This window comes from Pseudarthrobacter sp. B4EP4b (assembly GCF_006680095.1).
GTDB lineage: Bacteria > Actinomycetota > Actinomycetes > Actinomycetales > Micrococcaceae > Arthrobacter.
Genome location: NZ_VHIJ01000055.1, coordinates 45,183 through 58,067, shown reverse-complemented (window position 1 = coordinate 58,067; position 12,885 = coordinate 45,183). Strand labels below are relative to the sequence as shown.

Sequence of the window (12,885 nt, the reverse complement as noted above, 5' to 3'; positions counted from 1 at the left end):
AAATGGCACTTAACGGCAGTCCCGGCGTCGAACATTGCTGTTATATGACATCTCGCGAAGAGATGCCGGGTGTCCCAAACCTTGCCCTCGCTGAGGGCTGGTGCTTGGCTGTTGGGATGGCAGATGACGAGGCTTCCAAGAACATTTCCTCAGATGAGCACCTGCGGCAGGATGTCGCGCCAGAGGCCGGGGGAGACTCACGAGACACCCCGGATACGAGTTTCACGCCCGGGCAGACCAACGCAGGGCAGCAGGTAGCCGGACTTGCCTCGGCGAGCGGCTACGGCGATGACCAGGATCCGGAAGAGCAACCCGACGGCAATAACCCCGTCTAGCCCTCCACCGATGAGGAGGCCGCCCACGCGGTGATAATACAGCGACGGCGACACCCGGCACCTGCCGGATGTCGCCGTCGTCGTTCTTGCCTGTTGAAGGGAGAACTTCTGAAGGGAGAACTTCCCAGGGGCAAATGTACTACTAACCTGCCGCGGCGGGCTCCAGCTCTGCGGCAGCGACCTCGGCGGCGTTTTCCTCTACGTGCGGCGTGAAGCGGACGAACATCGCCTTGAAGCCGGGGGTGTTGGACTCGCGGGCCACGTTTTCCTTGTGGACCAGGGCGTTGGCCTCGGGGAAGTAGGCGGCGGCGCAGCCCTTCGCGGTGGGGTAGGCCACCAGGCGGAACTTGTCCGCTGTCCGGTCGTGCCCGCGGAAGGTGCTGACCACATCCACGAGGTCGCGGTCCTCGAAACCGAGCTCGACGAGGTCTTCGGGGTGGATGAGGATCACGCGCCGGCCGCCGGAGATCCCGCGGTAACGGTCGTCCAAGCCGTAGTAGGTGGTGTTGTACTGGTCGTGGCTGCGGATGGTCTGGAGCACCAGGTGCCCGTCGGGCGGGGTGAGGTATTCCAGCGGGCTGACGGTGAACCGGCCGCGGCCGATGTCGGTCTTGAAGGACCGGGTGTCGCGCGGCGGGTTGGGCAGCACGAACCCGTTTTTGGTCCGGACGCGGGCGTTGAAGTCCTCGAAGCCGGGCAGGACGCGTTCGATGTGGTCGCGGATCACGTCGTAGTCCTCGGCCATGGCTTTCCAGTCCACCGGGTGGTCTGGGCCGAAGGTCGCCTCGGCCATGCGGGCCACGATGACGGGCTCGGCGAGCAGGTGCTCGGAGACCGGCGTGAGCCGGCCCTGGGTGGAGTGGACCACGGACATGGAGTCTTCCACGGAGAGGAACTGGGCGCCTTTGGGGTGCTTGTCGTCCTTGTCCGTCCGGCCCAGGGTGGGCAGGATCAGGGACGTGCGGCCGTGGACGATGTGCGAGCGGTTCGGCTTGGTGGAGATGTGCACGGTCAGTCCGATCCGCTGCATCCCGGCTTCGAGGGTCTCGGTGTCCGAGCAGGCCAGCGAGAAGTTGCCGCCCATCGACACGAACACGTCCACCTCGTCGCGTTCGAACGCTTCCATGGCCTCGACAGCGTCGTAGCCGTGATGCCGGGGGGAGGTGATCCCGAACTCGGTGTCGAGCGCTTCGAGGAGCCATTCTTTGGGTTTTTCCCAGATACCCATGGTCCGGTCGCCCTGGACGTTGGAGTGCCCGCGGACCGGGCAGGCACCGGCGCCGGGCTTGCCGAAGTTGCCCTGCAGGAGCAGGACGTTGACCATTTCCTTAATGGTGTCCACCGAGTGCGGCTGCTGCGTCACGCCCAGGGCCCAGCAGAAGATGGACGCCTTGGACTTGATGAGCATCCCGGCCACTGTCTCGATCTGGGCCCGGTCCAGGCCCGTGGCCTTTTCGGTCTCGGCCCAGTCCAGCGTTCCGCGGGCATGGCGGTAGGCGTCGAACCCCTCCGTCTGGGCGGCGATGAAGGAATGGTCGACGACGGTCCCAGGGTTTTGTTCTTCAGCCTCCAGGAGCAGGTGGCCCAGCGCCTGGAACAGGGCAAGGTCCCCGCCCACCTTGATCTGCAGGTATTCATCCGCGAGGGGTGTGCCGCCGCCGACGACGCCGGAGACGGTCTGCGGGTCCTTGAAGTTGAACAGCCCGGCCTCGGGCAGCGGGTTGACCGCCACCACCTTGCCGCCCTTGTCCTTGCATTCCTTCAGCGCGGACAGCATGCGCGGGTGGTTGGTGCCGGGGTTCTGGCCCACCACAAAGATCAGCTCGGCGTCGTGGATGTCCTCGAGCGAGACGGTGCCCTTGCCGATGCCGATGGTGGGGTTCAGCGCGGAACCGGAGGACTCGTGGCACATGTTGGAGCAGTCCGGCAGGTTGTTGGTGCCCAGTGCCCGGGCGTACAGCTGGTACATAAAGGCTGTCTCGTTCGCCGTGCGGCCGGAGGTGTAGAACACGCACCGGTCGGGGGTGGAAGCCCGGACGTGCTCGCCGATCAGTTCAAACGCGTCAGCCCAGGAAATCGGCGAGTAGTGCGTCTCACCGGCACGGATTACCACCGGTTCGCTGAGCCGGCCCTGGTTGCCCAGCCAGTATTCGGTCTTGGTGGACAGTTCGGCGATGGAGTGCTTGGCCCAGAACTCGGCGCCCACCGTGCGGAGGGTGTTTTCCTCGGCTACGGCTTTGGCGCCGTTCTCGCAGAACTCCGCCGCCTTGCGCTTCTTGTCCGACTCAGGCCAGGCGCATCCGGGGCAGTCAAAGCCGCCGCGCTGGTTCAACCGGAGCAACGACTGCGCAGTCCGGGTCACACCGGCCTGCGCCACGGCGCGTTCCAGCGCCACCATCACGGCTTTAACACCGGCCGCCTCGGTCTTGGGCTTGTGGACTTCGAGGTCGTCCTCATTGATGTCCGCGACGGGGGCGGGCTGCTTACCGAACTTCATCGTTCCAACTTCCTTACCGGCATACGTAGTTCTGGCACCAGCAAAGGCGCACCAAGGTTCCTGGTGCGCCTTTGCTGGACACTTCTGGTACTTCGATGGCTACGGGGCGACCTTCGCCAGGGTTTCCTGCTCCGCGGCGATGGTGGTGTTGTCGCCGTGTCCGGTGCGGACCACCGTGTCACCGGGCAGGGTCAGCAACCGTTCCCGGATCGAGGTGAGGATGGTGGGGTAGTCGCTGTAGGACCGCCCGGTGGCACCCGGGCCGCCGTTGAAGAGCGTGTCCCCGGTGAAGACGGTTCCTTCGCTTTCCAGGCGGAAGCACGTGGAACCGGGGGAGTGGCCCGGGGTGTGGATGGCCTTGAGGGTCGCCCCAGCCACCTCAAAGACGTCGCCGTCGTGCAATTCCTGGTCCGGCCCGGTGTCCGGGTAGACCTGTTCCCAGAGGACCAGGTCCTCCGGGTTGAGGTAGATGGGTGCGCCGACGGCGTCAGCCACCTCGCGTGCGGCGCCGATGTGGTCATTGTGCGCGTGGGTCAGCAGGATGGCTTTGACCTTCCGGCCACCAACCTGGTTGAGGATGGCTGAGGCGTCGTGCGGGGAATCGATAATGACGCATTCCTCGTCGTTGCCCACGATCCAGACGTTGTTGTCCACGTCCCAGGTGCCGCCGTCGAGCGAAAAAGTGCCGGAGGTGACCAGGTTCTCGATCCGGACGGTCATCAGGAAGCCACTCCCGCGGCAGGCAGTTCAACAACGGAGCGCAGGACCTTGCCCTCGTGCATCTTCTCGAAGGCTTCCTCCACCTGGTCGATGCTGATGCGCTCGGAGACAAAAGCGTCCAGGTCCAGGTTGCCCTGCTTGTAGTGGCTCACCAGCATGGGGAAGTCGCGGGAGGGCAGGCAGTCGCCGTACCAGGAGGATTTCAGCGAGCCACCCCGGCCGAAGACGTCCAGCAGGGGCAGTTCCAGCTGCATGTCCGGAGTGGGGACGCCCACCAGGACCACGCGGCCGGCGAGGTCGCGGGCGTAGAAGGCCTGCTTGTACGTTTCAGGGCGGCCGACGGCGTCAATCACCACATCAGCTCCATTGCCTCCCGTAAGGGCACGGATGGCCTCGATGGGGTCTTCCTTGCTGGAATCGATGCCGTGCGTGGCGCCCAGCGACTTGGCCATTTCGACCTTGTTGGCGTCGATGTCCACAGCGATGATGGTGGTGGCGCCGGCCAGCTTAGCGCCGGCGATCGCGGCGATGCCCACACCGCCGCAGCCGATCACGGCCACGGACTCGCCGCGCTTGACCTCGCCGGTATTGATTGCGGCGCCAATGCCGGCCATTACACCGCAGCCCAGCAGGCCCACGGCGGCGGCATCAACGTCGGGGTCCACCTTGGTGCACTGCCCGGCGGCAACCAGGGTTTTCTCGGCGAAGGCGCCAATACCAAGGGCGGGCGAGAGTTCCGTGCCGTCCTCAAGGGTCATCTTCTGGGCGGCGTTGGCGGTGTTAAAGCAGTACTGCGGCTGGCCCTTCGCGCACGCCCGGCATTCGCCGCACACCGCACGCCAGTTCAGGATGACGCGGTCGCCCGGGGCGATGGAGGTAACCCCGTCACCCACCGCGCTGACAACACCGGTTGCTTCATGGCCCAGCAGGAAGGGGAATTCATCGTTGATCCCGCCCTGCTTGTAATGCAGGTCCGTGTGGCAGACGCCGCAGGTGAGGATGTCCACCAGTGCCTCGCCTGGTCCGGGATCCGGCACCAGGATGGTCTCAACTGACACGGGGGCGTTCTTTTCCTTGGCAATGACTGCCTTGACCTTGTGAACCATGGTTCCTGTGTTCCTTTCGTTGGCCGAACGACGATCCCGACCCGACAAACAATTCTAGGAGCCGCGGCTCCTCCCGGCGGCTACCCGAAGGGGTAGGTAAGCGGCCCCAAAGGGATGGTCGATCCCGTTCGCTCCACCTGCGTTGTGAATCCTGAATTGCGTAATGAACAACACGATTCACATTATGCGTACTCGAAATATGTCAGGCGGCCTGCGGGGTGTCAATAGAACGGCCCGTCACTGCGGCTCGTCGAGCGCGCCCATTGGCGTCGCGCGTCCTCTTTGATGCAACAGAGCTGCTACTGAAGCAACTTCCGTTCATCGTCTCACGCTTCAACCATTATGGTCGACGCCTCCTTCGCCTAGGCAGCTCCGCCTCGACGCCCAGCTCCCCCGCCTATTGACTGTGGCGGCGGTCACGCCTAATCTGATGCAACAGCGTTGCGCTGAATGCAACCATAACAACTTTGGTGGATACATGAGTAACGAAACTTCCTCCGTGGCCCGGAACCAGGGTCTGCACGCGGAGCCCGGTGGCTCGAATTCCGCTGACAGTGCCGTCAGCAAGGAAACCCGCCGCCGGGTGATCGCGGCCAGCTTCATTGGAAACTTTGTTGAATGGTTCGACTACGCGGTCTACGGCTACCTGGCCGTCACCATCGCGGCAGTCTTTTTCCCGCAAACGGATCCCCAGGCCGGGCTCCTCCTGACCTTTGCCCTGTTTGCGATCTCATTCCTGGTACGCCCCCTCGGCGGTTTTGTCTGGGGGCATATCGGAGACCGGGTGGGCAGGCGAACCGCCCTCTCGCTGTCCATCCTGATCATGTCCGGGGCCACGTTCTGCATTGCCCTGATCCCCGGATACAACATGATCGGGCTGTGGGCTCCGGCCCTGCTCCTGGTCATCAGGGTGGTCCAGGGCTTCTCCGCCTCGGGAGAATATGCCGGAGCATCAGCGTTCCTGGTGGAATACGCCCCCGCCAACCGGCGCGGGCTCTACGCCGCCGTCGTGCCCGCCAGCACGGCCGCCGGGCTGCTCCTGGGGTCATTGCTCGCCGGCCTGCTGACAACACTGCTCAGCTCCGAAGCGATGCACAGCTGGGGCTGGCGCCTGCCCTTCCTCCTGGCTGCCCCAATGGGGCTCATCGGCCGGTACATCCGTACCAAGCTCGAAGACACACCAGTCTTCCGCGAACTGGCCAAGGAGGACGAGGCCGTCAAGGCACCCGTTTCCAGCCTCTTCCGGAACCACTGGCGGCAGCTGCTCCAGGCCGTCGGGGCAGTGCTGCTCAACGCCGTCGGCTTCTACGTCATCCTCAGCTACATGCCCACGTACCTGTCCTCCGAGCTTGGCCTGGGCGCCACCGAATCATTCCTGGCCACTACGGTGGCGCTTGTCACCTACATCGGCTTCATCTTCCTCACGGGAATGCTCTCGGACCGGTATGGCCGCAAGAAGGTGCTGATTGCCGCATCGGTCAGCTTCATCCTGCTGACAGTCCCGGCGTTCGCCCTGCTGGGAACGGGAAACTTCCTGGTGGTGGTCCTGGTCCAGATCCTGCTGGGCGCCATGCTCACCCTCAATGACGGCACGCTCCCCAGCTTCCTGGCCGAGATGTTCCCCACCCGCGTCCGCTACAGCGGCTTCGCCGTCAGCTTCAACCTCTCCAACGCCCTGTTCGGCGGCACCGCCCCGTTCATGGCAACCCTCCTGATCGCCGCCACGGCCAACGACCTCGCGCCGGCCTGGTACCTGGTCGCCGCCGCCCTGGTGTCCCTCGTGGCCGTGGCCCTGTCCAGGGAAACCTGCAGGGAGCCCCTGCGCCACGAATAGCTTCCCTTCCAGACCAACCTCACCTCAAGAAATGCATCAACAGAAAGGCATCATGACGATGACCATCACCACCGAGAACGCAACGTCCGTCGCCGAACTGGAGCGCCTGAAGGTCCTCAAGAACGGCGAAAAGGTCAGCCTCACCTTCTCCGACGCCGAGTTCGAGCGCCGCCTCGCCGGCCTCCGCAGCATCATGGCCGAGAAGGACCTCGACGCCGTCGTCCTCACCAGCTACCACTCCATCAAGTACTACTCCGACTTCCTCTTCACCACCTTCGGCCGTTCCTACGCCATGGTGGTCACCAAGGATGACAACGTCACCGTGACGGCAAACATTGACGCCGGGATGCCCTGGCGCCGCAGCTACGGCGACAACATCATCTACACGGACTGGCGCCGGGACAACTACATCTTCGCCATCCAGGAAGTGCTGCGCACCCGCGGCATCAACCCGCGCCGCCTTGGCGTCGAAGACGACTCGCTGCCGCTGGACAACCGCAACAAGATCCAGGCCGCATTCGCGTCGGCAACCCTCGTGGACGTGGCCCAGGCCGCCATGCGCCAGCGCATGATCAAGTCGGCCGAGGAAATCGAAGTTATCAAGCACGGTGCCCGCATCGGGGACCTTGGCGGCGAGGCGATCCGCAACGCCATCACGGCCGGCATCACCGAATACGAGGTGGCCCTGATCGGCACCGAAGCCATGGTCCACGAGATCGCCCGGACCTTCCCCAACTCGGAGATCCGCGACACCTGGGTGTGGTTCCAGTCCGGCATCAACACCGACGGCGCCCACAACTGGGCCACCACCCGCAAGATCCAGGAACACGACATCCTGTCCCTGAACTGCTTCCCCATGACCTCGGGCTACTACACCGCCCTTGAGCGCACCCTGTTCTACGGCGAGCCGGACGCCCGCTCACTGGAGCTGTGGAACATCAACGTGGAGGTGCACAAGCGCGGCCTGGAGCTCATCAAGCCCGGCGCCGTCTGCAAGGACATCGCCGCCGAGCTGAATGAGATCTACGTCGGCCATGGCCTGCTGGCCAACCGCACCTTCGGCTACGGGCACTCCTTCGGCGTCCTCAGCCACTACTACGGCCGGGAAGCCGGGCTCGAGCTCCGCGAGGACATCGACACTGTGCTGGAACCGGGCATGGTGGTTTCCATGGAACCGATGATCACGGTCCTGGACGGCCAGCCCGGCGCCGGCGGCTACCGCGAGCACGACATCCTGGTGGTGGGCGAAGACGGTGCGGAAAACATCACCAAGTTCCCCTTCGGCCCCGAATACAACATCATCGGAGCCTAAGCTCGGCAGCACCCATATCCGAGGCGGCGCCGGGACCATACCGGCGCCGCTTTCGGCCTTCATTAGGGAATGATGGTCTACATCATGAGCGCAACAGAACCCGAAACCACTGGCAACGGCGACACCAAGGGCGCTTCCGTCATCGTCAACGCCATTGCCGTCCTCCGGACATTTACCGCGGATGAGCCGCTCCTCGGAGTCACCGAGATCGCCAACCGCGTAGGCCTGCACAAGAGCACAGTCTCCAGGATCCTGGCCACCTTTGAGCAGGAGCACCTGGTGGAGAGGGACGCCGAGACGCGCCGGTTCCGGCTGGGACTGGGGCTGATTGCCGTGGCAGGGCCCCTGCTGGCGGAACTTGAGGAGCGCCGGGTGGCCTACCCCGTGCTCCGCGAGCTGTCCGAACAAACCGGGGAAACCAGCGCCCTGATGGTGTGGAGCGGCGATGAATCCATCTGCGTGGAACAGATCGCCAGCCGCCACCAGATCAAGCACACCACCCCGCTTGGCGCCCGTTACAGTGATGCCTTCAGCGCCTCAGTACAGGTCTTCCTGGCCCAGGAACCCGAACCCCGCGTCCGTTCCCTCCTCAGCAGCGGCGCCATCACCTACCCCGGCCTGGACGAAGCCAGCCTGGACGCGTACCTCGTCCGGTTGAAGGACGATGCGCGGCGCGGCTGGGCCATCAACTACGGCGAAACCTCCATCGACGAAGTGGGACTTGCTGCCCCCGTCTTCGACCACCGCGGCGAGATGGTGGCCGCGGTCCTGATCCCGGCTCCGCGGTTCCGGGTGTCGCAGGACCGCCTCCAGGCGCTCGGGGAATCCTGTGCCGCCGCGGCGGCGAAGGTCACGGCCCGGCTGGGTGGTACCGGCCGGAAGCAAGGAGTTCCTGCGGAAGTCTGAGGTCCTGCGGTTTGTTCCACCAAAAGGCTTGAAGCTTCAAGTAATAAGGCGTAAGGTTAGTTGAAGATTCAACCACCTCCGCTAGGAACTGACATGACCGCAACCTTTGAACAGCACGTCCCCGGCTTCGCCGATGCCGCCACTGTGTGGACCCAGGACGCAGCGGGAAGGAAGGTAACTGTCCGGAGCCAGGTCTCCGTACCGCTTCGGTTCGACGACGGATTCACAGTCCCGGCCGACGTTATGACCTTCCACGGGCTGGCCGATGGCAAAGAGCACCTGCTCCTCGCGCTGGGCGAATGGGAACAGGCATTGCTGCAGCAGGGACCCGGGCGGCCGGCGCCCCTGGTCCGGCTCCACAGCGAATGCCTCACCGGCGACGTCTTCGGCAGTGAACGCTGTGACTGCGGACCCCAGCTTCGCGAAGGTGTCGAAGCAGTTGCGGCCACCGGCGGCTTCCTTCTCTACCTCCGGCAGGAAGGCCGCGGAATCGGTCTTTACGCAAAGCTGGATGCCTACGCACTCCAGGACACGGGCCTGGACACCTACGAAGCCAACGTTGCCCTGGGGCACGGCGAGGACGAACGGGACTACACCGCTGCCGCCCAGATGCTCACCACCCTGGGCGTGGACTCCATCCGGCTGTTGAGCAACAACCCGGACAAGGCGGCGCAACTCAGCAGCCACGGCATCAGCGTCGCCGAGCAGGTTCCCACCGGCGTGCACCTCTCCGAAGCCAACCACCGCTACCTGGCAGCCAAGCGGGACCACACCGGGCACACGCTGAACCTGCCCGCCTTAACCCGGCCACTTTCCGAACAGGACCGCACATGACAATTTTTCTTGACGACACCGCGATCGCACCCCTGGACCTCGACGCCGGCTTCCATGCTTTGAGCAAGGCGCACGGGTATATCCCCACCCATGATGAACTGCTCGCCCGCGTTGATGCCCTCATTCCCCGGCTGCGGGAGCGCGCCGAGGAAACGGAACGCCTCCGGCGCATCCCCGAGAGCACCATGGCTGAGCTGCAGGAGGCGGGCGTCTTCAAGATCCTCGCTCCCAAAGGGGTGGGCGGATACGGCATGGGCGTGGACACCTACGTCGAGGTGGTGCGAAGGCTGGCGGAAGGCTGCCCTTCCACTGCCTGGAACGTTGGACACCTGATCGAGCACGTCTGGATGCTCGCACGCTGGCCCAAGGCCGCCCAGGATGAAGTCTTCGCCGAGGGGCCCGCCCCTCTGGCCGCCGCCACCGGCGCACCCCTTGGTATTGCCGAGAAGGTGCCTGGCGGGTTCCTCATCACCGGCCGCTGGAGCTTCGCCTCGGGAGTGCTGCACTCACAGTGGGCACTTCTGGCGGTTGAACACGATGGGCCCGGGCACAACAAAGTCAGGCTGCAGTGCCTCGTTCCCATTGATGATGTGGAGGTGGTGGACACCTGGCACACCGCCGGCCTTCGGGGAACCGGGAGCAATGACATCCACGCCGAGGGGCTGTTTGTCCCCGCCCACAGAACCATGGAATGGTCACTGCTGGCCGCTGCGGACAACCCCGGCAGCCGGATCCATCCGGATCCAATGATCCATACGCCCATGGCCACCCTCCTGAACATCGTGGCGCCGTCCGCTGCCCTGGGCGCCGCGGAATATGCCCTGGAACTGTTCCGCGGACAGATGCTCAAGCGCAAGGTCAAGAACACGGCGGAGAACCGCCAGGGTGATTCGCCGCTCGCGCAGGCCCGGTTTGCCCAGGCGTACGGACTGGTCACTACCGCGCGGCTGCACTGGGCAGAGGCGGCGCGTTTGGCAGCAGCGTCCCATTGGCGGCAGTCGGGGCAGGTATCGGGCGCGGGCATGACCGAGGAGGAAAGGGCGCAATACCGGCTGTCCTTTGCCCTCAGCGGCGAGGCGTCCGCGCAGGCTGTCACCATGATCATGGCGGGCTCCGGCGGCAGCGCCCACCGGCTTGCACACCCCCTTCAACGGATCCAGCGCGACGTCAGCGTCCTGCTCAACCATCCGACCCTGGCCACCGATCCGATCCTTGAGCAGGCAGGCCGCGGCCTCCTGGGCCTGGGCCTCACCGTCGCAAGCTTCTAGCAGGGGACGGCCACGTAGACTTGCCGGATGCGGTTGGTAGCGAGCGATATTGACGGAACGATCCTTGGACACGACGGAAAAATCAGTGACCGCACCGTCCGCGCCTTCCACGCCTGCCGCGACGCCGGCGTCGAACTCGTCTTTGTCACTGGCCGGCCGCCGCGCTGGCTGCACCCCCTGCAGGACCAGCTGGGCCACACCGGCACCGTCATTTGCTCCAACGGCGCCGTCGTCTGGGACCTCGAAACGGAAAAGCTGGTGTCCGCCCGCACGCTGCCCATCGGGACCGTGCTGGAGGTCCGCCGGATCATCAAGGAGCTCCGCCCTGCCGCCCTGTTCGCCGCCGAAACCCTGACCGGCTTCCACCTCGAACCCGGCTTCATCGAGAACGAATCCAGCGAACTGCTCAGCGAGTTCACCCCCGCGCCGCTCGCCGAAACCCTCGCCGCGGATGACTCGGTGGTCAAGTTCCTGGCGATCGTCCGGGAGGGCACCCCGGACGACTTCCTCGCCGAGGTGCGGCCCGCCGTCGGACATCTGGCGGCCGTCACGCACTCCTCGCCGGGGGTTGCGATGCTGGAGCTGTGCCTTCCCGGTATCAACAAAGCGGTGACGCTGGCGGAATACGCGGCCTCGCTGGGCATTGGCGCCGCTGACGTTGTGGCCTTTGGGGACATGCCCAACGATATCGAAATGCTCCGCTGGGCCGGCCACGGCTACGCGATGGCCAGTGGACACCCGGAGGCCATCCTTGCCGCGGGGCAGCAGGCGCCGCATTTTGACGACGACGGCGTGGCCCAGGTCCTCGAGGCCCGGCTGGCTTCGCTGGGTGTCCAGCTTCCCTAAGCCCTTTTCACAGCCTGCGCTCACCTGGCGTTCACCTTTGCTCCCTAAGGTGGAAGCAGGGGGCAACACCTCCCCTTACGGCTCAAGGGGTAACGATGGCACGAACTGTAAAACACGGCGCTGCTGATGCGCCGCTGCGCAAGGCAACGCCCGCTCCGCACTGGAAACAGCTCCGGCAGGGCGACCGCGTCCGCGTGGTCCTCACGCCCGGTTTTGAAACGGGCGGGCTGGTGGACGCGATCACCGGCGACCATACCGCGGTATGGGTGAACCTCGACGGCGGCCGCGGGCGTACCTTGCTGCACTGCAGCGACGGTGTGGAGATACACCCGGAAGACTAGGGGCTGCTTGGCGGCAGCGCCCTGCGGGTGCTCCCGCTCCGGTACGCTCACAACGTGAGTCTGCCATTCTTCACCCACACCGGCACGGGGGCCCAACCGCCAGTCGCCATGGCCCACCGCGGTTTTTCACGCGAGGGGCTGGAGAACTCCATGTCCGCGTTCCGCGCCGCCGTCGAACTCGGCTACCAGTACCTGGAAACGGATGTCCACACCACGGCGGACGGGGTGGTGCTCGTTTTCCATGACGAGACCCTGGACCGGGTGACCGACGGGGCAGGCCGCATCGCCAGCCTGACAGCTGCCGACGTGGCCTTGGCGAAAATCGCAGGCCGTGAGCCCGTCCCCACCTTTGATGACCTGGTCACCGGGCTTCCCGGCGCGCGCCTCAACGTGGACGTCAAGGACTGGAACTCCGTCCGGAGCCTTGCCGCCGCCATCGAACGCCACCAGGCGCACCACCGGGTGCTGGTGACCAGCTTTTCGGACCGGCGGCGGCGGGCCGTGCTCAAGCTGCTGAGCCGGCCTGTGGCGTCGTCAGCCGGCGCTGTTCCGGTGGCCCTGTTTGTTGTGTTGGGGCGGCTGCTGCCGGGACCTGTTTTCCGCTGGGCCATGCGCCGGATCCTGCATGATGTCCACGCCCTCCAGGTGCCTGCGCGCAGGGGCGGGATCGAGGTGGTCACCCCCGGGTTTGTCCGGCGTGCGCACTCCCTGGGGCTGGTGGTCCATGTCTGGACCATCAACGATCCCGTTGAGATGCGCCGCCTGCTGGAGCTGGGCGTGGACGGGCTCGTCACCGACCGCGCGGACCTGCTCCGGGACGTGCTGCGCGAACGCGGTGAGTGGCCCGACGGACGGCAGGAGTCCTGACCGGGCGGGCTATTCCCTG

12 protein-coding genes are annotated in these 12,885 nt (G+C 65.3%); 9 read left to right on the top strand and 3 right to left on the bottom strand.

Annotated features, from left to right (window positions below):
• Nucleotides 1-116: 116 nt before the first annotated feature.
• Entirely contained in the window at nucleotides 117-335 is a 219-nt protein-coding gene (locus FNL14_RS19160) for a hypothetical protein (RefSeq protein WP_142063272.1), read from the top strand.
• Nucleotides 336-477: 142 nt separating this feature from the next.
• On the opposite strand, the gene FNL14_RS19155 is transcribed toward FNL14_RS19160, so the two are convergent.
• The 3 genes from FNL14_RS19155 to FNL14_RS19145 all read right to left on the bottom strand — a co-directional run bounded on the left by FNL14_RS19155 (nucleotide 478) and on the right by FNL14_RS19145 (nucleotide 4,658).
• Nucleotides 478-2,832, bottom strand: a complete 2,355-nt coding sequence (locus FNL14_RS19155; RefSeq protein WP_142063269.1) for an FdhF/YdeP family oxidoreductase — start codon at nucleotides 2,830-2,832, stop codon at nucleotides 478-480.
• A gap of 99 nt (nucleotides 2,833-2,931) precedes the next feature.
• A complete protein-coding gene (locus FNL14_RS19150) occupies nucleotides 2,932-3,552 on the bottom strand; it encodes an MBL fold metallo-hydrolase (RefSeq protein ID WP_142063266.1) in 621 nt (206 codons plus the stop codon).
• Nucleotides 3,552-4,658, bottom strand: coding sequence for an S-(hydroxymethyl)mycothiol dehydrogenase (locus FNL14_RS19145; RefSeq protein ID WP_142063263.1), 1,107 nt, complete (start codon nucleotides 4,656-4,658; stop codon nucleotides 3,552-3,554). Before FNL14_RS19145 ends, FNL14_RS19150 begins: the two co-directional genes overlap by 1 nt.
• Nucleotides 4,659-5,136: 478 nt before the next feature.
• Here FNL14_RS19145 and FNL14_RS19140 point away from each other — a divergent pair, with 478 nt between their 5' ends.
• The 8 genes from FNL14_RS19140 (at nucleotide 5,137) to FNL14_RS19105 (ending at nucleotide 12,866) form a co-directional block, all read left to right on the top strand.
• On the top strand, nucleotides 5,137-6,492 hold the full coding sequence (locus FNL14_RS19140; protein ID WP_142063260.1) for an MFS transporter: 1,356 nt from the start codon (nucleotides 5,137-5,139) through the stop codon (nucleotides 6,490-6,492).
• 58 nt (nucleotides 6,493-6,550) lie between these two features.
• Nucleotides 6,551-7,804 (top strand): aminopeptidase P family protein, encoded by a 1,254-nt coding sequence (locus FNL14_RS19135; protein ID WP_142063322.1) that lies wholly within the window; start codon nucleotides 6,551-6,553, stop codon nucleotides 7,802-7,804.
• Nucleotides 7,805-7,888: 84 nt separating this feature from the next.
• Nucleotides 7,889-8,710, top strand: a complete 822-nt coding sequence (locus FNL14_RS19130; RefSeq protein ID WP_142063257.1) for an IclR family transcriptional regulator — start codon at nucleotides 7,889-7,891, stop codon at nucleotides 8,708-8,710.
• Between the two features lie 93 nt (nucleotides 8,711-8,803).
• Nucleotides 8,804-9,544, top strand: a complete 741-nt coding sequence (gene ribA, locus FNL14_RS19125) for a GTP cyclohydrolase II (protein ID WP_142063254.1) — start codon at nucleotides 8,804-8,806, stop codon at nucleotides 9,542-9,544.
• Nucleotides 9,541-10,812, top strand: a complete 1,272-nt coding sequence (locus FNL14_RS19120; RefSeq protein ID WP_142063251.1) for an acyl-CoA dehydrogenase family protein — start codon at nucleotides 9,541-9,543, stop codon at nucleotides 10,810-10,812. Before ribA ends, FNL14_RS19120 begins: the two co-directional genes overlap by 4 nt.
• A 27-nt stretch (nucleotides 10,813-10,839) precedes the next feature.
• Nucleotides 10,840-11,658: an HAD family hydrolase gene (locus tag FNL14_RS19115; RefSeq protein WP_142063248.1), complete on the top strand. Its 819-nt coding sequence runs from the start codon at nucleotides 10,840-10,842 to the stop codon at nucleotides 11,656-11,658.
• 95 nt (nucleotides 11,659-11,753) lie between these two features.
• On the top strand, nucleotides 11,754-11,999 hold the full coding sequence (locus FNL14_RS19110) for a hypothetical protein (protein WP_142063246.1): 246 nt from the start codon (nucleotides 11,754-11,756) through the stop codon (nucleotides 11,997-11,999).
• 54 nt (nucleotides 12,000-12,053) lie between these two features.
• A complete protein-coding gene (locus FNL14_RS19105) occupies nucleotides 12,054-12,866 on the top strand; it encodes a glycerophosphodiester phosphodiesterase (RefSeq protein WP_255470925.1) in 813 nt (270 codons plus the stop codon).
• Nucleotides 12,867-12,885 lie beyond the last annotated feature (19 nt).

Excerpts from the sequence above, each read along its gene's own strand:
- FNL14_RS19140 (WP_142063260.1), top strand. The coding sequence starts at position 5,137 with ATGAGTAACGAAACTTCCTCCGTGGCCCGGAACCAGGGTCTGCACGCG.
- ribA (WP_142063254.1), top strand. The coding sequence starts at position 8,804 with ATGACCGCAACCTTTGAACAGCACGTCCCCGGCTTCGCCGATGCCGCC.
- FNL14_RS19135 (WP_142063322.1), top strand. The coding sequence starts at position 6,551 with ATGACCATCACCACCGAGAACGCAACGTCCGTCGCCGAACTGGAGCGC.
- FNL14_RS19110 (WP_142063246.1), top strand. The coding sequence starts at position 11,754 with ATGGCACGAACTGTAAAACACGGCGCTGCTGATGCGCCGCTGCGCAAG.
- FNL14_RS19115 (WP_142063248.1), top strand. The coding sequence starts at position 10,840 with ATGCGGTTGGTAGCGAGCGATATTGACGGAACGATCCTTGGACACGAC.
- FNL14_RS19155 (WP_142063269.1), bottom strand. The coding sequence starts at position 2,832 with ATGAAGTTCGGTAAGCAGCCCGCCCCCGTCGCGGACATCAATGAGGAC.
- FNL14_RS19145 (WP_142063263.1), bottom strand. The coding sequence starts at position 4,658 with ATGGTTCACAAGGTCAAGGCAGTCATTGCCAAGGAAAAGAACGCCCCC.
- FNL14_RS19160 (WP_142063272.1), top strand. The coding sequence starts at position 117 with ATGGCAGATGACGAGGCTTCCAAGAACATTTCCTCAGATGAGCACCTG.
- FNL14_RS19130 (WP_142063257.1), top strand. The coding sequence starts at position 7,889 with ATGAGCGCAACAGAACCCGAAACCACTGGCAACGGCGACACCAAGGGC.
- FNL14_RS19120 (WP_142063251.1), top strand. The coding sequence starts at position 9,541 with ATGACAATTTTTCTTGACGACACCGCGATCGCACCCCTGGACCTCGAC.
- FNL14_RS19150 (WP_142063266.1), bottom strand. The coding sequence starts at position 3,552 with ATGACCGTCCGGATCGAGAACCTGGTCACCTCCGGCACTTTTTCGCTC.